At 47.6% G+C, this 18,715-nt stretch carries 18 protein-coding genes; 2 read left to right on the top strand and 16 right to left on the bottom strand.

The annotated features are described in order from the left end of the window. Window positions 1–290: 290 nt before the first annotated feature. The 6 genes from CXK86_RS03580 to CXK86_RS03555 all read right to left on the bottom strand — a co-directional run bounded on the left by CXK86_RS03580 (window position 291) and on the right by CXK86_RS03555 (window position 5,395). Window positions 291–1,388 (bottom strand): Gfo/Idh/MocA family protein, encoded by a 1,098-nt coding sequence (locus CXK86_RS03580; protein WP_036609170.1) that lies wholly within the window; start codon window positions 1,386–1,388, stop codon window positions 291–293. 63 nt (window positions 1,389–1,451) lie between these two features. Further along, window positions 1,452–2,624, bottom strand: coding sequence for a Gfo/Idh/MocA family protein (locus tag CXK86_RS03575; protein WP_076249766.1), 1,173 nt, complete (start codon window positions 2,622–2,624; stop codon window positions 1,452–1,454). After that, window positions 2,621–3,535, bottom strand: a complete 915-nt coding sequence (locus tag CXK86_RS03570; RefSeq protein WP_076249973.1) for a sugar phosphate isomerase/epimerase family protein — start codon at window positions 3,533–3,535, stop codon at window positions 2,621–2,623. The genes CXK86_RS03575 and CXK86_RS03570 overlap by 4 nt, the downstream gene beginning before the upstream one ends. 348 nt (window positions 3,536–3,883) lie before the next feature. Next, window positions 3,884–4,381 carry a metallophosphoesterase family protein gene (locus CXK86_RS03565; protein WP_076249767.1) on the bottom strand — a complete coding sequence of 166 codons (498 nt, stop codon included), beginning with the start codon at window positions 4,379–4,381 and terminating at the stop codon, window positions 3,884–3,886. A gap of 159 nt (window positions 4,382–4,540) precedes the next feature. Then, a complete protein-coding gene (locus tag CXK86_RS03560) occupies window positions 4,541–4,975 on the bottom strand; it encodes an Rrf2 family transcriptional regulator (protein WP_017689053.1) in 435 nt (144 codons plus the stop codon). Between the two features lie 42 nt (window positions 4,976–5,017). Next, the gene (locus CXK86_RS03555; protein WP_017689054.1) at window positions 5,018–5,395 is read right to left on the bottom strand and encodes a DivIVA domain-containing protein; all 378 of its coding nucleotides are present in this window, start codon (window positions 5,393–5,395) and stop codon (window positions 5,018–5,020) included. Window positions 5,396–5,594: 199 nt separating this feature from the next. On the opposite strand from CXK86_RS03555, the gene CXK86_RS03550 reads away from it, so the two are divergent. Further along, the gene (locus CXK86_RS03550; protein WP_101313450.1) at window positions 5,595–6,161 is read left to right on the top strand and encodes a TraR/DksA C4-type zinc finger protein; all 567 of its coding nucleotides are present in this window, start codon (window positions 5,595–5,597) and stop codon (window positions 6,159–6,161) included. Between the two features lie 189 nt (window positions 6,162–6,350). Here the strand turns inward: CXK86_RS03550 and CXK86_RS03545 are convergent, their stop codons facing one another. The 7 genes from CXK86_RS03545 to CXK86_RS03515 form a co-directional block, all read right to left on the bottom strand. Then, window positions 6,351–7,043: an ArsR/SmtB family transcription factor gene (locus CXK86_RS03545; RefSeq protein WP_101313449.1), complete on the bottom strand. Its 693-nt coding sequence runs from the start codon at window positions 7,041–7,043 to the stop codon at window positions 6,351–6,353. A 133-nt stretch (window positions 7,044–7,176) separates the two neighbouring features. Continuing rightward, complete coding sequence (locus tag CXK86_RS03540) at window positions 7,177–8,466, bottom strand: MFS transporter (protein WP_101313448.1); 1,290 nt, start codon at window positions 8,464–8,466, stop codon at window positions 7,177–7,179. A 249-nt stretch (window positions 8,467–8,715) separates the two neighbouring features. Next, window positions 8,716–8,991, bottom strand: coding sequence for a barstar family protein (locus CXK86_RS03535; RefSeq protein WP_101313447.1), 276 nt, complete (start codon window positions 8,989–8,991; stop codon window positions 8,716–8,718). Window positions 8,992–9,005: 14 nt separating this feature from the next. Beyond that, window positions 9,006–9,446: a ribonuclease gene (locus CXK86_RS03530; protein WP_076318556.1), complete on the bottom strand. Its 441-nt coding sequence runs from the start codon at window positions 9,444–9,446 to the stop codon at window positions 9,006–9,008. A gap of 269 nt (window positions 9,447–9,715) precedes the next feature. Next, window positions 9,716–10,723, bottom strand: coding sequence for a Gfo/Idh/MocA family protein (locus CXK86_RS03525; RefSeq protein ID WP_101313446.1), 1,008 nt, complete (start codon window positions 10,721–10,723; stop codon window positions 9,716–9,718). A 2-nt stretch (window positions 10,724–10,725) separates the two neighbouring features. Then, entirely contained in the window at window positions 10,726–11,100 is a 375-nt protein-coding gene (locus CXK86_RS03520) for a replication termination protein (RefSeq protein ID WP_036609188.1), read from the bottom strand. 506 nt (window positions 11,101–11,606) lie between these two features. After that, window positions 11,607–12,755, bottom strand: a complete 1,149-nt coding sequence (locus CXK86_RS03515) for an acyltransferase (protein ID WP_180361715.1) — start codon at window positions 12,753–12,755, stop codon at window positions 11,607–11,609. A 72-nt stretch (window positions 12,756–12,827) separates the two neighbouring features. Here CXK86_RS03515 and CXK86_RS03510 point away from each other — a divergent pair, with 72 nt between their 5' ends. Continuing rightward, the gene (locus CXK86_RS03510; RefSeq protein WP_017689063.1) at window positions 12,828–13,220 is read left to right on the top strand and encodes a YidH family protein; all 393 of its coding nucleotides are present in this window, start codon (window positions 12,828–12,830) and stop codon (window positions 13,218–13,220) included. Window positions 13,221–13,397: 177 nt separating this feature from the next. On the opposite strand, the gene CXK86_RS03505 is transcribed toward CXK86_RS03510, so the two are convergent. The 3 genes from CXK86_RS03505 to CXK86_RS03495 all read right to left on the bottom strand — a co-directional run bounded on the left by CXK86_RS03505 (window position 13,398) and on the right by CXK86_RS03495 (window position 18,338). Further along, window positions 13,398–14,003 carry a general stress protein gene (locus CXK86_RS03505; protein ID WP_017689064.1) on the bottom strand — a complete coding sequence of 202 codons (606 nt, stop codon included), beginning with the start codon at window positions 14,001–14,003 and terminating at the stop codon, window positions 13,398–13,400. An 856-nt stretch (window positions 14,004–14,859) separates the two neighbouring features. Continuing rightward, window positions 14,860–17,379: an ATP-dependent helicase HrpB gene (hrpB, locus tag CXK86_RS03500; protein WP_076249772.1), complete on the bottom strand. Its 2,520-nt coding sequence runs from the start codon at window positions 17,377–17,379 to the stop codon at window positions 14,860–14,862. Window positions 17,380–17,531: 152 nt separating this feature from the next. After that, on the bottom strand, window positions 17,532–18,338 hold the full coding sequence (locus CXK86_RS03495; protein WP_017689067.1) for an SDR family oxidoreductase: 807 nt from the start codon (window positions 18,336–18,338) through the stop codon (window positions 17,532–17,534). Window positions 18,339–18,715: the final 377 nt, after the last annotated feature.

Raw genomic sequence — 18,715 nt, 5'->3', positions numbered from 1 at the left:
CTGAATTAACTTCGCATGGATTTCCTATAACATTATATCTACGAACTTCGTAAACACCTCTCTTTTCAAACAATATCCGAACTACATATATAATATAACCCATATTAATCCATCTGCGAAGTCACGAACATACTCAAAAAAGCAGCCCCAGTGTGAACTACTCCATTCGTTAGACATAACTAACCTGTTGGATGCAGTTTAACATTTGGGCTGCTCTTTCTTCACTCAACAAAAGAAGATTTACGGATAACCTTTAGTGATCAACCTTTGCTCTCCTTCACCTAAAATATTTACTTCGCTCCGCTACTCCACACCACGCGCTCGCTCATCGCTTTATGTTGTGCAATCAGACAGAGTTCTGCGGCTTTGAATGCATGTTCCTGTGTCATGGCTGTCTCGGTGCGATCCAGACAATCGCGAATGAGTTGGCCGAAGAACGGGTAACCTACCTTGCCTTTTACATTGTAGCGGTACTCCCCTTCATGATTGACCAGGTACACCTGATCCCCCTGAGGTTCCCTTGCGATGTCGATATACTTCCGCAGCTCGATATAACCGTCCGTTCCCAGAATAACTGTACGCCCATCGCCCCATGTGCCCAGACCATCCGGTGTGAACCAGTCCACTCGGAAGTAACCGGAAGCTCCGTTATCACCAATCAGAGAAGCTTCGCCGAAGTCTTCCAGTTCCGGGAACTGTGGGTGATTGAAGTTATGCACACGACTGAACCCTACCTCAGCGTCCGTACATGATGCAAACGTCAGAAATTGTTCGATCTGGTGACTCCCGATATCACAGAGAATGCCGCCATACTGCTCATGCTTGAAGAACCAGTCGGGTCTTCCTCCAGCATTTAAGCGATGCGGGCCTGTGCCCATAACTTGCACTACTTTGCCGATTGCCCCTTGTTCGATAAGCTGCCCCGCATAGATCGCACTTTCTACATGCAGTCGTTCACTGTAATACACCATATACTTTTTGCCTGTTCGCTTCACTTCTTCTCGTGCAAGCTTTAATTGCTCCAGTGTGGTAAATGGCGCTTTGTCTGTAAAATAATCCTTGCCTGCGGCCAGAACTCTCATGCCAAGCGGCGCACGATCTGAAGTGATCGCTGCACTTGCCACCAATAACACCTCATCATCGGCGAGCACTTCGGCTTCAGATCCAGCAACTTGAGCCTGTGGGAACTGCTTCCGAAATGCCTCTACCTTCGCCGGGTCCGGATCATACACCCACTTGAGAGTAGCTCCAGCCTCCAACAATGCCCCAACCATGCCGTAGATGTGTCCGTGATCCAGCGCAACAGCAGCAATCGTGAACTCACCCGGACCACATACGACCTCTTTTGTAACACTTTTTGGTGCATAAAACATCCCGTCTTTAGCCATGTCATCCCATCCTTTTTATAAAATGTTGATTACAATGAACTCGTCTTACATAACAAATCGTCTTCATTTAAACGTCTGACTCAAATCAGCAGGTTGACTGCCACTGAATGCCTTGTCTTTCTTCGTCGTTGAGCCAGCAATGCGTTCCTGCAGATGCTCATAGAACAGATCCTCATCGATCGGCAGATCCACCCAGTTATCCGTCCAGGTGGACAGCAACATAGCGTTCGATAACGTCAATCCGTGTATACCATCCTCACCGGGAGCAATAAGTGGTACGCCTGTACGAATCGCATCAACCCAGTTACGAATCAGACCCGGGTGACCCGTTTCCACACCTGTAATCGGAATCTCGCATTTCCAGCATTCTGGCTGTCCAAAACCTCCGGTAAACCGCTGATTGAATTCAGGCTCAGATTCCCGAAGTCGCCAGAACGTAAGTTTTCCATCTTCGATCACGATTTTACCCCGGTCTCCGTTGACCTCGAATCGATTGGTACCCGGTGCTTCTCCAGTAGTCGTTACGAAGACACCCGTTGCTCCATTTTCATACTCCACATAAGCTGTTACATCATCTTCCACTTCAATGTTCCGATACTTGCCAAACGAACAGAACGCACGCATTCGTACCGGCATCATGCCGATGGTCCACTGCCACAGATCCAGTTGATGGGGGTCCTGGTTAATCAGTACACCGCCCCCTTCACCTGCCCATGTTGCCCGCCAGCCGCCGGAATCATAGTAACTTTGGGATCGATACCAGTTCGTAATAATCCAGTTGGTACGCCGTACTTCACCCAGTTCGCCCGAAGCAATCAAGTCTCTCAGCTTAATGTAGAGTGGATTGGTTCGCTGGTTGTACATCATGGAAAAGACTTTGCCACTGGCTGCGGCCGCTTCATTCATCTTGCGTACCTGTTTTGTATACACACCGGCCGGCTTCTCGATCATGACATGCAAGCCATGCTTGAAAGCCTGAATGGCCTGTTCCGGATGATCATAATGCGGCGTTGCAATAATGACTGCATCAATCGTACCCGAAGCCATCATCTGCTCTGCATCCTGCCAATAGGTGACCGTTGCCGGAAGGTGACTGGATACCCAGCTCTCCATCTCTCTTCTTACATCACATACGGCGACCAGCTCTGCACCGGGTACTTCTCCAGCCACCAACGTTCTGGCATGTGCTGCTCCCATGTTTCCTATACCAATCACCGCTACTCGTACGATACTCATGACTGCTCCTCCTCGTCCACACGACGCTCAATTTCGGCGAAAACGTCTGCAAAATGCTGTAACATCGCCTTGGATTCCAAGGCACCACTAAAGTCCTCAATTCCGTAGTATCCGTCATACCCAACGGCACGAAGATCCCGCACCATCTGTACCCAATCGACCATGCCTTCAGTCAGCGGCGTCCAGTGACATTTCCAGGCTGTATTCAAAGCCACTCCGCTACTCTTCTCAGTCACATTAGCCTTTTGTGAATCTTTCCCTTCTGGTTCAAACCACCCGGCATTTTTTACATGCACATGAGCCAGATAAGGCCCCAGCAACTCAAGTCCCATCCGATGATTCTCATATCCTTCATGCACCATATTGCCTGGATCGTACAATACACCAACATGCTGCGGGTCGAGCAATTGCACAAGCCGATAGGCCAGCGATGCCGTCGGTGCTATCGTCTGATGATGCGTCTCTACAATCGCCTTGATGTTGTACTGTTTGGCCAAATCCTGTACTTCACTCAGGTAATCAACGGCTTTACGATATAACTCAGGATAACTGGTCTTGCGATCATATCCAGGAACACCTACACGCATCATTGAAGCTCCTAACCCAGCCGCAACCTGAAACGCCTGTTCGGTGGCAGAAAGATCTCCACAGTTCAGATAAGGTACAAGTGCGATGGATTTTCTACCTTGCCCTAACGCTGCTTCACGAAAAACAGTAACCTGTTCCTCCCAGCGGCTCGGATCTACCGAGCATCGATTATTTCTCCAGTAAGAAGGCTCTTCAGACATAGCATCTTCAGGAATTCCACGGAATCTCCACTCAATTCCATCAATTCCCGCTGCTGCCGCAGCCGATGCCAGTTCTTCTGCATTCAGATCAGGGGTAGCCACCGTGAATACAGACAGTTTCATCATGATCCATCTCCTTATGTAAACGTATTCATTTCATGTCGTAAAGGCATTGTATCACTCCACTGAACGTCACCATAGGGGAAAAGGCCAACAGATGAATGACAGATAACGATCAGAGCACATTCCCCATTCAGAGATAACTTCTCAAGAGAATGATGTGATCAAAAATCAAAAAAGACATCCCTGGAACAGATTTGAATTCTGCTCAAAGATGCCTTGTACAATAATCATATATATAATATGAAATTTAAGGAAAAGGTTCCCTATCAGTTATCAAGTCGCCACTTCAGTAGCTGGTTCTGGTTCTGGCTCTTGTACTCGTCCAACTTGCAACCAGCGCTTATCTCTCTAATCCCGATCAAAGAACACATGTTCAGCCTGTATTTTCCCCTGTTCTATTGTCATGATGCCAAATGAGTATTGTTTCTGAAAACGCCGATCCGTAGGCGACCCCGGATTAAATACCAGTGTGTTGTCCACGGTATGCATCACCGGGATATGTGAGTGTCCGTAGATCACAGCATCCACATGCTGGCCTGCAAACGTATGAATTGCATTCTGCTCCGTACCCTTTGATCCCAGATGACCGTGCACAAGACCCAGACGAAGCCCTTCCACTTCAACAATACGAGAATATCCCAGTTTTTCAGCGATTTCGGACGGGTCCGTATTACCCGCTACACCTTCAACTGGTGCATACTCACTAAGCAATGGGTATACACTCCAATCCGACCAGTCACCGGCATGAAGAATGAGATCTGCACTCGGCAATACATCCAGGAGCCTAGTCGGTAACTTCCGTGATTTACGTGATAAATGCGTGTCAGAGATGACTAAAATCTTCATATAACAACCCACCTTTCCTTTAAGAGGTCGTTCAAAAAGTCCGCTTTTGATTACGAAGGATGCCTAACGGCATCGCAGCATCGAATATGGAATTCATCCCATCTTCTCGGTACTGAAAACCACCCTTTTTGAACATGCACTTTAAGTCTTTATTGCAATCTATTCTGTCTGTGATGGAACAGCTTGCATCTGAGTACAGGAACGTTCCATATCTTCGAGTGTAATGGATGCAAAGAACTGCTCCACCTTCGCCTCGGCAACCTGATACAGATTGGTCAGCAAGCTGTCTATATGCAAGCCCACTTCACAATCCGGGTTACAATTGCCGTGAATCGGGAACAATGGACCTTCGTCCTTGGCAGCCTGATAGATCATGGCTAATGTGATTTCACTTGATGGCTTCGCTAAGTAAAAACCTCTTGTTCCAGGAGAGGAGTTCACCAATCCCGCCTTTTTCAGCCCGCCCAGAATACGTCTGACGACGACAGGGTTGGTATTCACGCTACCTGCAATGTGTGCAGACGTGATTCGTTCAGGCGCGCTGAGTGACAATAACAACAAACAATGCACACTGACCGAAAAATGAGTACTCATGATTAACCACCTTTATTTAATATAATCCAGGACATGACGACCTTATTCAGAGAACAGATCCTTTTCGGGACGTGCTCTGATCTTGAGCTGTCGCACACTGTATTCCAGTTGTTTCACAATATCATCCAGTTGTTTGCGATCAATCTTGGTTGGATCTTCCACCGGTTTCGCGGACGACTTGAGATCACGGATCGTTAACTGCTGTTCTTGCCATTTGTCCATCAGATCTGCAATATTGGCATAGAAACGTTCGTAATCTTTGATGACCAGGTCAAGATAAGCATCTACCTCATCCGGATCATAACCACGAAGTTTATAATTAAATTGTTTTTCATGAATCGATAACGCATCTAGCTGCACACCCAATTGTTTGAACAATTGTCTTTGTTTATCCAATCTTCGTTTCATATGTTCATCCATATTGACAACCTCCATTATAAGCCAAGCCGTAGTTCTATTTCCTGGGAAGAACACACGGCAATTTCTCTCTCTATTTTTTATAACACATAATCCGTCAGATATAAAACGATACAGCCCTATTCCTCACGAAAATGATTGCTTTTCATCCAATTCGGGTAAAGACTCACTACACCCCACAACGGGAAAGGAGCATGTCCTTATGAGTACATTAACTAAAGATCAACATCAAATACTGAAAAACGCCCTTTTGGAGCAACGTGAAAACTTGCAGCGTCATTTTGAATCCAGCATGGAAGACGGTGCTCCAGTCGAGTCGCTGAAAGATTCAACCGGTGAGCTGTCCTCCTACGATAATCATCCGGCAGATGCCGGTACGGAAACATTTGAACGCAGCCGTGATCTGGCGATTGACGATACATTAACAGACGAATTCAATCAAGTGAACGACGCATTGGAACGTATGGAGCAAGGTACATATGGAACCTGTGTAACGTGCGGCGAAGATATTCCCTTCGAACGACTTGAAGCTATCCCCTATACGGCTTACTGTATTGACGACACGCCTAATCGGGAGATCAGCAACGATCGCCCCGTTGAAGAAGAAGTGATGACCATGCCTCCGAGTGGTGCTGGAGAAGGAAGACAGAAGCGGGCCGGCAAGTTCGACAACGCAGATGCCTGGGAAGCGGTCGAAGAATATGGCACATCCAACTCCCCCGCAACCGCAGCCAAACGTGATGTGAAGGGCTACGATGAGAACATGTAACTTTGTTATGAACTGAAACGTTAAGCGTCAAAATTGATTGATTCCATAGACTGCTCCACCATTAGCCTTCCTTATCACGCATTAAAAAGCCGCCATTGGGCGGCTTTTTCTAGTTTTCTCCATAGCAGTCTCTCACGTTTGCGGTTACTTGCTTCCATCAATAAGGCTGAACCCATGTATTCCATCCGTTTATTCTTCCGACTCACTACCAGATGATGCAGATTCCTGCCGCTTAGACACAGATCGAGACGTTTTCGGAGTTGCTTTACCCTTATCAGACGTAGCTTTCTTTTTCTCTTTTGCATCTGTCTTAGAAGCAGGTATTTTCACTATAGGTTTAGAGAGAGCAGAGAATAACTGAAAGACCTCATGTTCCCCTTGCCGATTCTCTTTTGTTGTATAGGGTTCACAGAGTTTTATGATGTTTTTATACAACTGCTCTACTTCCTCACGGGTTGCATACAGCGTGATGTCCGAGAGAAACATCCGATCTTCATTTTCCGCCTGATGCATGAATCGCTGACGACTTTGTTCGAACATCTCATTTAATAATTTGAGCGTCTCGGACCGAAACACCTGTTTCAATGGAGAGTTTTCCTTGTCTTCATCTTCGTGACGGAGATGGATCTCTCCGGTGAATGGTTCGTAGTATTTTGCGATAATCCCATTAATCTCACGTGTAGAAACGATGGTCAGCAGACCAATTTTCTCCAGCTTTTTTACATGATAGTGAACTTTGGCTGGCACCTCACCCATCTGGTCGGCGATCTCTTTGACCGTGGATGGTCTGCCCTGCTTGTTAAACATATTCATAATCTGTATCCGATACGGATCGGAGTAGATTTTAATTTCTTCAATTGTTGAAAGAACCTTGTGCTCCATCCCTGTATCCTCATTTCCGGGGTACCTGTTGTCCATCGATGACTCTATTATACCGCTGCGTCAGGACTTCGGTCAAAACGAGCCGAAAATGACTTGATACAGAAAATCGGCTAATGATCACTTCTGAAAATCTTCACAGAGCACTTCGAAAACTTTTGCTAAATAACAGCATACCTGCTGACATGGCAAGCATAATACCAAAAACGATAAACAGAACCGGCATGGTCAGCCAATCTGCAAGTGCTCCCGAAACCAGACTCCCAAGGGGTGCAACACTCAAGACAAGCATAGTCTGAAGGGCATACACTCTGCCCAGCATCTCCGAAGGGGTAACTTCCATAAGATAGGTACCAAGCGGTGTTGTAGCCAGCGGAATCCCCATACCCATCAGTAGACAAAAAGCCGCTGCAACCGGCAGTTGGAAGGAAGTCATGTAAGCGGGTAGTGCCGTCATCGCATAACTGAGACCCAACATGACAATGCCACTGATGACCAGCACACTTTTACGATAGTTCGCTCCCCTTTGTGTCAACCATACACCGCTAAGCAACATCCCCACCACCATCAGCCCACTGAGCAGACTTAATCCCCCAGCGCCAGCATGCAGCGTTTCAATGACATAGGGTGTACGAAGAACATTAAACGGCATCAGGCAGAAATTAACGAAAGCAAACAGGATGGAGACAATTAACAGTAAGGCATGTTTACGAAGAAAATGAAAAGCTTCCGCCATTTCGGAGAATATACTACTTTTGTCGGATGAAAGAGAATTCATTTCAGTTAATGTTTTATCTTCATTGTTAGCAGCTGTTGAGACTTCAGGGTAGCCTACTCGGCTCATCATTAAAGCACTTAGCGCAAACAACCCCGCATCAATCAAGATCGTCCAGGCAATTCCTATTGTGGCAATAAGGGCACCCGCCACTGCAAGTCCTGCGAGTTCGGCCACTCTGGTTGCGGAAGAGGACATGGCATTACCCGAAAGCAGCATTGATGGGGGAAGCAATCGGGGGACACTGGACACTTCTGCAGGACTAGTGAAGCATTCCAGCAAAGAATTCAGAATTGTAATGACAAACAGATGCCAGACTTCAAGTTGGCCCAATCCAAACAGCAGAGCTGTAATACCAACCAACAACCCGCGGCCGGTATTCGTAATCACAATCACTTTCTTGGGAGACATGCGATCAACCAAAGCCCCGGCGAACAGACCCAGAAGGATATTGGGCAAAAAATTCACCGCCAGCAACGTACCCATCAGCACTTTCGAACCGGTTAGAATGTACACCATCCAACTGTAGGCAATCGAGTCAATCGAATCACCAAATCTGGATACAACTTTACTAAGCATAAATTGCATGTACGGTCTGATTCGTATTAACTCACCCATACCTTGCTTGCCAACTGCTGTGTTATCGCTCATCCCTTTTCACTCCTCAACGTTAAAATATTTTTCATGTTAATTTTATTTTAACGTAAGTTATGCAGAAATCAATACCTCCGTGAAAATAATTTTAACGACAAGTAAGCAAAGTTATAGCTCGCTATTCTTTCAGAGAATTCGCAATCAACACAAGGACTTTTTGAACAACCTCCTATAACACAAAAAAAACAGACCACATGTGGTCTGCTCGGCTGGACGTATTGTATTTGAACTGTCTTTATTTGCTGCCTACTTCTCAACAAGCAATTGAAATCCAGACTGTTCAGCCTGTACCTCCAACATCAAATCACGTACCCGGCCTGCTTCATTCCCCAGGCGTTCTTCGCTGATTTGGTAGTTGGTCCATTTTAACTCTAGTGGAAGTTCAATCGTACCCGTGAGGCAATCCCACAGAGCGTCGAGATTACCGCCATAAAAATCCGGCAGTTTCAGCTTATCCTTTAATTGTTGATGAAGTTCAGTGCTACTAGCAAAGTCTTCTCCATCCAGAATCACGGTATTCATGGCTGCTCCTTCCTCTATTTCAAACGTGTAAATGATGCATAGTGATCTGTCGTTTTGTAGATGAGTCCATCATTGGAGTACACAATTCGATCCGAATTACGGAAGCCGGAAGTATAGTTAATATCCGCTTCGCGCCATGTACGTCCGCTGGCCGAAGGCAGAAGCCCCTCCCGATTGCCAAATGTATCCCCACCGATGCTTTTGCCAGGAGCAACTACAGCCAAGTTTCCTTTTGACGCTACCCAGCCAAGTCCTGTTGCCTGTGATTTGGTAATAAAGTTACATGGCAACGTTCCGTTTGCACTCAAATAGTTTGCTACACCCGTAAACGTATTGATGATGGTACATGTTGCAGCAGATGCCTTCTGCTGTCCGACTGGAGTGAACTGTGAACCTGTGAGGAAAACAAACGTTAACAACAATGCCAGTAATGCGGTGGATATCAACTTTTTCATCAATCCGGCCTCCCGATCCTTCAAAGTAGATGAACGTTGTCACGATATGCGTTCTATAAGCTGTAACGGTCTAGTTGTATGTTCTGCTAGATTATAGTAAACAAGTCATCTCATGACTATTTATATCACATCATTTTGGTAGAAATATCAAATGAAGACGTTTAAATTGTAAAATATTATAATTGTAACATTTTAAGACAGAAAAAAAGACTCTCATCCCTGAAGATGGAGTCTACTTTTCTAGTATGTTTAAACTGACCTGACCTAATCTAACCGATCAATTGCACACGTTGACGAGTTCGAGCCGATTCCAGGCATGCATCAATAACGCGCATGTTTTGAATGGTATTTTCCGGACTGAAAGGTAAGGCCTCTCCTTCAAGCACAGCCGTTGCAAACGTCTCCACCTGAAGCACATAGGAATTGGACACCGATACACGCTCCTCACGGCTAACCGAATCGGTGTGCACAATAATCTGAGGTGGAATATCACTGTTCTCCCAGCCAAACACTTTTGGCAGTTCAATCCGCCCTTCCGTCCCGAGAATCTCCATCTCCGCTCGTCCTGAAGCCCACATGCCACAGTCAAAAGTTAAAGCTACCGAATTCGGAAATTCTACCAGTCCCGACGCCATCATATCCACGCCATCATGCTCGTCCGAGAATAGAGCGTGAACTGTCACCGCTTCCGGTTCCTGTCCCAGATACATCCGGGCTGCCGAGATCGGATACACGCCAAGATCGAATAATGATCCGCCGCCCATCTCTCTTTTGAACCTTACATTCTCCTTGTCATCAGCGGTATTACAGGTAAAGTTACCATGGATGGCTCTGACGATACCAATCTCTCCACTAGCTATAATCTCTTGCACACGTCTGTGCTTGGGATGATATCGATACATAATTGCTTCTGCAAAAAGAACACCTTGCTGATGACATGCCTCAATCATTTCTGCCGATTCATCTGCATTCAGTGCAGCAGGTTTCTCACACAACACGTGTTTGCCAGCCTGTGCCGCTTTGATGGTCCATTCTTTGTGCATATGGTTAGGCAAAGGAATATAGACGGCTTCAATGTCCGGATCAGCGATGAGCTCTTCATAACTGCCATACGATCTGGCAATGCCGAGTTCTTCGGCAAGGGTTTCCGCTTTTTCTTTGCTGCGGCTGGCAATCGCCAACACCTCACCACGTTCAGACTGCTGGATCGCCGGAATGACTGCATTTTTGGCAATGGTTGACGTACCGAGTACACCCCACTGTAACTGTCTGTTCATGCTCATCTTCCTTTCGTACCGTAATTGTCCTCTTCTGCCTTGTGTAACATGCCGAGACAACGATCCAGATCCGTTTTGACCTGTTTCTTGTATAACTCAGCTTTTTCCGCACCATCATCCGTGAAATGATATAAAACGATTTCCTGAAAATCGACCTTTGGATCATTGCCCTTCAGCTTCTTTGTGCGATAAAAAACACCTTGCTGTACCAATTCATGCAGTGCCCGATATACCTCGCTCTGGGGTGGTACATAACCGTAGTCTTTGAATTCCTGCTTCATCGCCTCCAGCATCTCGTAACCATACCCCCTGTGCTGTTCAACCATTGTAATCAGATACAGCTTGATAAATGCCCGCTGTGCAATCATAAAAGCCACGTTCATTCCCCTCCTGTCAGAACCTATATATCTAGTATTATAAAACTTATGTTCGGGTTCTGCCATCTTTCTCCGCTTTGCCTCCCTTTTATCTATCTTCAAAGAAGGTGAGAAAGAAATTGTGTGAATACGCGTTAACCTGGGGGAAGCACAGAAAAAGGTTTGCTTTTGTGAATTTTTCATGTAATGAAATTTTAATTTATATTCAAAAGAATCAATTTCATAATACCTTTAGCTGCTTCAACCAAGGCTGGATATAGATCGAAACGGTTCAATTTGTCTATATCCAGTTACAGAAATCCATTTTTAGTGAGTTATGAAATTGATTCAAAAGTTGTTTATTTCATGGCTTAGGGAGTCGTGAGATCGGATTTTAATGACAAGAAAGTCTGTGCAAAAGCTGTAATATCTGTGCTCCTGTATCTTGTGTTAGTAGACTTTCGTACTCCCGTACGCTTCTGTGCGGCTGTGGTAATCTATTATGAATTTTTCATATGTTGATGTTTTCATTTATTGCGGACAGATTTCGGTACGGCTCCCACAATCCATTTGCCCCAGCTTACACGAGAGATAAGCCATGTCACTACACAGGATAATGTAAGAGCCAACAACCAGGTGATGATCATTCGAAGGACAGGGTTCCAGCCCATAGCAACGTAAAACAACTCATCCGGAATGTAGCTATACCGCAGCATCAACATATGCATCAGATAACCACCATACGATACACCACCAATCCATCCCAGCAATCGTGTAGCCCTGAGGTTATGCAGTTTTCCGGCCAACTGGTACATGACCATAATGGAAGCGATCAGAAAGAGTGCCATATCAGGGCGGATCAAGCTGACTGTGTAGAATGTAATTTTGATTCCTTCCGGCTTTTGAAACTCTAACATTAATAAATAAGTAAACCGCAGACCCAGAACAATAAACACTGTCCAGTATATCCAGCGCAATCGATGAATCCATTCATTCCAGTGCTGGACGGATAACCCCGCTGCTGCACCAAGTACAAAATAAATAAAGAAATAGAGGAAATTACGGTCTGCATACGTAGTAAAAGCATCTGTCAGCACCGGGATATTCACCCGTTCCATGAACTTGGCGATGTTTCTTAATTGATCCGCAAGTACAAGATACACCACGCCAGAAATCAATAATGCGATCAAGCGCCCCTTGGCCTCATATCGGTTATATACATAACGAATTGCACGCAAGAAAAGCGGAAATAACAGATAAAACTGAATCAACATAATGATGTACCAAAAGTGTGAAGTCGTTTTGCCCGTAAGCAACTTCAGGCCTAAGTCTGGGATGTCATTCCATCCAAATCCGGTCCAACCACGCGGTGCAAGTGTAAAATAAATGAGTGACCAGATCAGATAAGGCACAATCACGTCGTTTACTCTTTTTCTCATAAACTTGCCGTAATGCAGCTTGTCTCCCGTGTTATAAAACAGCACCATCCCTGTTATGAATATGAATAAAGGAACTGCAAATTTGGAGAGCATCAGCAGTATGGCCAGTAACACGCCATCCTCCAGTCTCGTTTCCGGGACTAAAGAGTAATGTGCGATGGAATGCTGGAGAACCACCGCTCCAAAGGCAATTCCCCTTAAGCTCTCTATTTCTGTAATTCGTTCTTTGCGAGGCATACATTCAGCCATCCTTTCTTGGTTTTGCGATAAAAACAAAGTACAATGAAGCCGTATATTTAATGAACGGAGTTGATTCACATTTCTTTAACAGACAAAGACGTAACCACTACCGATTCCAAGTATGTCCAGCAACATCTGGCTAACGAGCGAACTTTTCTGGCCTGGGTACGCACCGGTATTGCCATGGCGGGCATCGGCTTTCTTGCTGCCGGATTTGGCTTCAATTCGTCGGCGTATGATCGGCTTGCACATATTGCGGCGATTATTACGGGTATCACTTCTCTGATTGGGGGCATATCCATCATTGTGTATTCGGCAGCAGCGTATCATCGGAAGCGTACACAAATCAATGAACAGACGTTTCAGGCATCGACCGGATTAATCCGGTTTCTTACCATGATGTTACTGGTGATTGGACTCGCTTTGGCTGTACTGTTATATGTATTGTTATTCCCTGCTTGACTGGGTAAAAACACCATCCAACATTATTGACACCCACCCATATGCAACACAGGGACAAAAGCCGGCTTCCCTTAAGGAAACCGGCTAATGACCATCTGGTGGATCATATATGTCATTCCATTTTGCAGATAATAAGTCATTGGGTTTTATTTCATATCGATTAAATTCGCGGCAAGATCACAGGAATGTATTGTTACCGAATCGTGCTGCCTTGTTTTGGGCTTCCAATCTGCGTTCTTCCATATCCAGATCCGGACGTTCGGCTGGCACATCTCCGCGATGAGCTGCTTCGGCTCTGTCTCGGTTAAGCTGGCTGTTGCCACTGAACACATCATACACATCGGAGTCCCGATCCGTAGAATCTACGAGCAGCAGGATTTTACCATTCTGTACATACTCCTCATACTGTTTAGCGTCCTCTTCCGGAATACCAAGACCCACAAGTCCACCCACCAATCCGCCAGCTCCTGCACCCACAGCTGCACCGGTAAATGCTGCTGCGATAGGGCCTGCGGCCAGAATCGGTCCTATGCCCGGTATGGCTAGTGCACCTATACCTGCGAGCAGACCAGCTACGCCACCAAGGACACCACCTGTTGCTGCACCAGCAGCCACGCCCTCAGGGGCTTTGGTACCTGTCTCTTCCCGAATTGCCTTCAGTTCGTCCCGATCTTGTGTAACAACGGAGATTTCGTCTGAAGTGAATCCTTGTGCTTTCAGACCCTCGATAGCCTGCGATGCTTCACGTTCTGTATTAAACACACCTACGATTTTCTTTTGCATAATGAATCCCTCCTCATCTGATTGAGTGGTTCGTTATGTTATTACCCGCCTTCGTTTCTTTCAAACGCTTGCAAGTCAATATCGTATGTGTTAATAGCAATGAATTGCTGAGGTTCATTTTTTTCATGCCTCATCAGGTTGCGCCTTCAAACTCAGACATGTGATACGTTGTTAGGCATGTTCTACGTTGAAGGATGTTAGGGTCCAAAACATCTTGAAGTCCAGACTGGCTGATCCTGGCGGATTGTCCCAGACGATTTTCTAAGGAACCAAGGACGTCTTATTTAGCCTTCGGGTCTTCATTTAAGTTTGTAAGGAACATGAGACACGTTATTTACCAAAATCACCTGACAAACCCGTTGTATACAGCTGGTTATTCAGATATAAGGTGTTTCAGATTCCTTAGATTGCTGCGGGCGCTTCAAATCGCTGAATAAGACGTCACAAGTTCGTTAGCGCTCCGCTCCATGGTTCTGCTCCATGTTCAGCTCCACTCCAGGCACGTTCAGTTGCGCTTCGGCTTCGGCAGGTTTGAAGATACGCTCTAGGATGTGTCTTCAACCTCAAAAGAAGCAGATTATTCCAAATTCTCGTTCCATGCCGGAAGTTTTCAGCAGACGTCAAGGGAAAGTAACGTAGCATGGAGCGAAAAGGCAAAGTGACGTAACATGGGGCGAAAGATAGTAAAAGATGCACTTCAGCGAGTTTTGAGACATGTCCTGGTTAAAGGGTAATTCTTTAAGGTAGAGAATTATCGAACAGCTACAAAACCGACCGTTGTTCCAGCACAGTCTAAGCCTGATGCGCGCCCTTTGGGAACCTAGTCGTTAATATCTTAAAAAATGAAGTAATTCATCTATTTCCCCCGTGGTTTGGCCCGATTTGTGGCGACCGCTTCAAGTGGATTATCCGGCCAGTAGTGCTTCGGATAACGACCTTTCAGGTCTTTTTTGACGTCAAAGTACGTCTCTCGCCAGAAGTTGGCCAAATCTCGTGTAACCTGTACAGGTCGCTGAGCTGGCGATAACAAGTGGATGGTCAACGGGACTCGCCCACCCGCTATACGCGGTGTCTCCTGTTGTCCAAACATCTCCTGTAATCTTACTGCCAGCGCCGGGTCCTCTGGACGACTGTAGTCCACAGGAATACGTGAGCCACTGGGCACCTGTATATGCGTCGGCGCTTCATCGTCCAGTTGTTGTCGTTGCGTCCAGCTCAATCCACCCAGTAATACATCCTGCATCGACAATCTCTTCAGGTCGGCTGCCGATCGCATGCCTGTCAGATAAGGGGTAAGATGTTCTGCCAGCTCTTCGGTCAGATCATCTTCAATCAGGTCAGGCCACTCAGGTAGATGGAGATGCAGGAACCGCAGCCTGTCCGCAAGTTGTTTGGACGTTTTTGTCCAGGGCAGACAATCCAGCCCTTCCATCCGTATCCCGTTTAACAGTGCTTCTAGCACCTGATCTTCAGGCGGCTGTGCAATACTGCTCTCTTTAATCACAAGGGCTCCAATCCGAAGTCTCTTATGTGCCCGCACGCTGCGGGTATTGGAATCCCAGGCCACTTGCACTTCATTGTGCAGCAAGTGCTGTCCTGCCTGCAACAAGGTCTGCTCCTGCAACGGCGCAGCCAGCAGGATCCGCGCATCTGCGCCCTGGTCGTCTGCCTCGGCTGCGACCAGATACGCTGCACGGCTCAGCGATTCTGTCGCTGCGAGCCGTACGCCGCGGCCGCTGCTCAGCAGATAGCGGCCGTCCTCCCGGCGTTGCCCGATCCGGTCCGGATAGGCGAAGGACAGAAGCAATCCGCAGCTGTCCTCATCCGGCCGCACCGGATCTGCCGCCGGGCCGAGAGCCGAGCGCAGCTGGCGGCTCTCCTGGAGCATGCGCCGCACGGCCGCGCCGTCTGCGACAGCCGCTGCCGCTTGCGGCATGCCGCTGCTGTCCGCGGTCAGCAGCGCCTCTACGCGCGGGCGGAGGTCCGTGCCCGCGCCTGCACTGCCACTACTGCGGAGGCCGGCAGGCTCCTGCAGCAGTGCCGCCAGCATGCTGGCGTAGCTGGCCAGCCCAAGCTCCGCCGCGCGGAGCAGCATGCTGGCCAGTCGCGGATGCACGCCAAGCGTGTTCATCCGCCGCCCGAAGGGCGTGATGCGGCCTGCGTCGTCCAGGCCGCCCAGCTGGCGCAGCAGCACCTGTGCCTGGCCGTAGGCGGCGTCAGGCGGAGTGTCCAGCCATTGCAGCTCTGCTGGGGACTGGACACCCCAGACGGCAAGCTCCAGCGCCAGCGGCGCGAGATCAGCGGAGGTGATCTCCGGGCGAGCTGCCTCAGGCAGCCCCCCATGAACCTCTTCGCTCCATAGCCGGTAACACACCCCTGGGGCAATTCGCCCTGCACGACCCCGCCGTTGATCGGCTGACGCCTTGGACACCGGCAGGGTAACAAGCCGGCTCATGCCCGTGCGCGGCGAGAATGCCGATGCTCGGCTCAGCCCCGCATCCACCACAATCTTGACTCCAGTTAGTGTGAGGCTGGATTCCGCAATGGAGGTGGACAACACTACTTTGCGCGAGCCCTCAGCCGCCGGGCGTATGGCCTCATCCTGTTGTTCCACCGGCATACTGCCATACAGGGAATGAACTTTCACATGTCCAGGAAGAGAACCGTTCGATAACTCCCGTTCTGTACGGTGTATCTCTCTTGCGCCAGGAAGGAAAACAAGCACGTCTCCCTCCTGTTCGGCTAATGCCTTAGTCACCGTCTGAGCCGTGAATTGTTCCAGCGGCATAGCTGTTGGTCTCGGCACATATCGTGTTTCCACCGGAAACGTGCGACCCGGACAGTGAATTGATTTTGTACCTTCGCCAAGCAATGCACAGATGGGAACAGGATCAAGGGTCGCCGACATCACCAGCAATTTCAAATCTGGACGTAACATCGCTCGGGATTCCAAGGCCAGAGCCAGACCCAAATCCCCATGTAGATGCCGCTCATGAAATTCATCGAATATAATCATTGCCGTATCTTCAAGACCCTGGTCCTGCTGCAACATCCGGGTCAATACCCCTTCCGTCACCACTTCAATGCGTGTCCCCTGACTCACCCGGGTATCCATGCGTACACGATATCCTACAGTCTGACCCGCTTTTTCCCCAAGCGTAGCCGCCAGTCTCGACGCAGCCGAACGCGCGGCCAGCCTCCGGGGTTCCAGCATTATGATTTTCCGTCCCGCAACCCACGGTTCTTCCAGCAAAGCCAGCGGTACAACAGTTGTTTTTCCCGCTCCTGGCTCTGCAATTAACACACCTGTATCTTGATCCCAAAATAACTGTCTTAACTCAGGAATAACCTCTTGTATCGGTAACTCTGTATGCATATGATCGCTCCTATTGAATGTACCTACTGCTCTTCAATATCTCTATTCGAATGTTAGCATTATAACAAAAAAAGCCGTTCCAGAGGAACGACTATCGCAGACATACCCTAAGACACGCCTTAGCAAAAATGAAATTTATCCAGAATGCTCACTTAGCTGAGCAATGATTCTGCACCATCAATCACGATCTCTGCTCCGGTAATATGTCTGGATTCGGACGATGCAAGGAAGCTTACCAGATCGGCAACATGTTCCGGCTGACCCGGCCCGTCCGCAAGCGGTTGCTGTCCTTCCGGGAACTCCATCGGAATAATGATCTGTTGTAGATCATCCGTTTTGACCGTACTTTGATCGATATTTGTCGCAATCGCTCCTGGACAGATCACGTTCACACGTATCTTGAACTTCGCCAGTTCAAGCGCAGCCATCTTGGCAAAAGCAACCTGTCCTGCCTTCGACGTGCTGTACGCCGACATGCCAAAGCTTGAGAAGCGTTGATTGCCGTTGATGGAACTCGTAATGATAATACTGCCACCACCCCGTTTTTTCACGTGAGGCAATGCATATTTAATCGTGAAAAATGTACCATTCAAGTTGGTTGTAATAATCTGTTGCCAATCTTCAACCTGAATTTCCTCAATGGGTGCCGATACACCGTTAATGCCCGCATTGGCAAAAACAATATCCAAACCGCCGAATAACTCAACGGTTTCCAGTACAGCCTTTTCCACACGTGCCGGGTCGGAAATATCTACATCAAATGCTCTTGCCGCACCAGGGTGCAGCGCATTAATCTCTGCTTCTGTTTCCGAGATCCGATCATTCACCAGATCAAACAATGCAACATGTGCACCCTCTTTAGCCAGCTTGACCGCAGTGGCTTTCCCGATACCGGAGCCTGCTCCGGTAATAATCGCGACCTTGCCTTGGAACCGCGACTTTCCGTTATGTTGTGTCATTATCCATCCCACTCCTTCATTTTAGCAATTATGTAAGAATGTACGTTTAAGCTCATCATTAAAGAGGTTGTTCAAAAAGTCCGCTTTTGATTACGAAAGGTGCCTAACGGCACCATCAGCATCGAATATGGAATTCAGCCGAAATAAGTGTGGGCTCACGAAGGTTGTTTCCTTCGGAAACATTGCGGTTGCTCACGTAGCTCTATCTAGGCTCCACTACTCCATTTCTAGCTTTATCCCATCTTCTTGGTACTGAAAACCGACCTTTTTGAACACGCACTTAAAATCAATTCTTCACAAGATTACCCAAAAAGAGTGTCTTTTAAATCAACACCAACAAGTTTTTTCACAGTTGATCTTCGCCGCTGTCACAGCAA

The organism is Paenibacillus sp. BGI2013 (assembly GCF_002843485.1).
In the GTDB taxonomy this organism is placed as follows: Bacteria; Bacillota; Bacilli; order Paenibacillales; family Paenibacillaceae; genus Paenibacillus; species Paenibacillus amylolyticus.
This window is presented reverse-complemented; position numbering and strand designations above follow the sequence as displayed.

What these genes read in the sequence shown, in the direction of transcription:
- CXK86_RS03580 (WP_036609170.1), bottom strand. Translation starts at nt 1,388, where the DNA reads ATGGCTAAAGACGGGATGTTTTATGCACCAAAAAGTGTTACAAAAGAG.
- CXK86_RS03575 (WP_076249766.1), bottom strand. Translation starts at nt 2,624, where the DNA reads ATGAGTATCGTACGAGTAGCGGTGATTGGTATAGGAAACATGGGAGCA.
- CXK86_RS03570 (WP_076249973.1), bottom strand. Translation starts at nt 3,535, where the DNA reads ATGAAACTGTCTGTATTCACGGTGGCTACCCCTGATCTGAATGCAGAA.
- CXK86_RS03565 (WP_076249767.1), bottom strand. Translation starts at nt 4,381, where the DNA reads ATGAAGATTTTAGTCATCTCTGACACGCATTTATCACGTAAATCACGG.
- CXK86_RS03560 (WP_017689053.1), bottom strand. Translation starts at nt 4,975, where the DNA reads ATGAGTACTCATTTTTCGGTCAGTGTGCATTGTTTGTTGTTATTGTCA.
- CXK86_RS03555 (WP_017689054.1), bottom strand. Translation starts at nt 5,395, where the DNA reads ATGGATGAACATATGAAACGAAGATTGGATAAACAAAGACAATTGTTC.
- CXK86_RS03550 (WP_101313450.1), top strand. Translation starts at nt 5,595, where the DNA reads ATGAGTACATTAACTAAAGATCAACATCAAATACTGAAAAACGCCCTT.
- CXK86_RS03545 (WP_101313449.1), bottom strand. Translation starts at nt 7,043, where the DNA reads ATGGAGCACAAGGTTCTTTCAACAATTGAAGAAATTAAAATCTACTCC.
- CXK86_RS03540 (WP_101313448.1), bottom strand. Translation starts at nt 8,466, where the DNA reads ATGAGCGATAACACAGCAGTTGGCAAGCAAGGTATGGGTGAGTTAATA.
- CXK86_RS03535 (WP_101313447.1), bottom strand. Translation starts at nt 8,991, where the DNA reads ATGAATACCGTGATTCTGGATGGAGAAGACTTTGCTAGTAGCACTGAA.
- CXK86_RS03530 (WP_076318556.1), bottom strand. Translation starts at nt 9,446, where the DNA reads ATGAAAAAGTTGATATCCACCGCATTACTGGCATTGTTGTTAACGTTT.
- CXK86_RS03525 (WP_101313446.1), bottom strand. Translation starts at nt 10,723, where the DNA reads ATGAACAGACAGTTACAGTGGGGTGTACTCGGTACGTCAACCATTGCC.
- CXK86_RS03515 (WP_180361715.1), bottom strand. Translation starts at nt 12,755, where the DNA reads ATGCCTCGCAAAGAACGAATTACAGAAATAGAGAGCTTAAGGGGAATT.
- CXK86_RS03505 (WP_017689064.1), bottom strand. Translation starts at nt 14,003, where the DNA reads ATGCAAAAGAAAATCGTAGGTGTGTTTAATACAGAACGTGAAGCATCG.
- hrpB (WP_076249772.1), bottom strand. Translation starts at nt 17,379, where the DNA reads ATGCATACAGAGTTACCGATACAAGAGGTTATTCCTGAGTTAAGACAG.
- CXK86_RS03495 (WP_017689067.1), bottom strand. Translation starts at nt 18,338, where the DNA reads ATGACACAACATAACGGAAAGTCGCGGTTCCAAGGCAAGGTCGCGATT.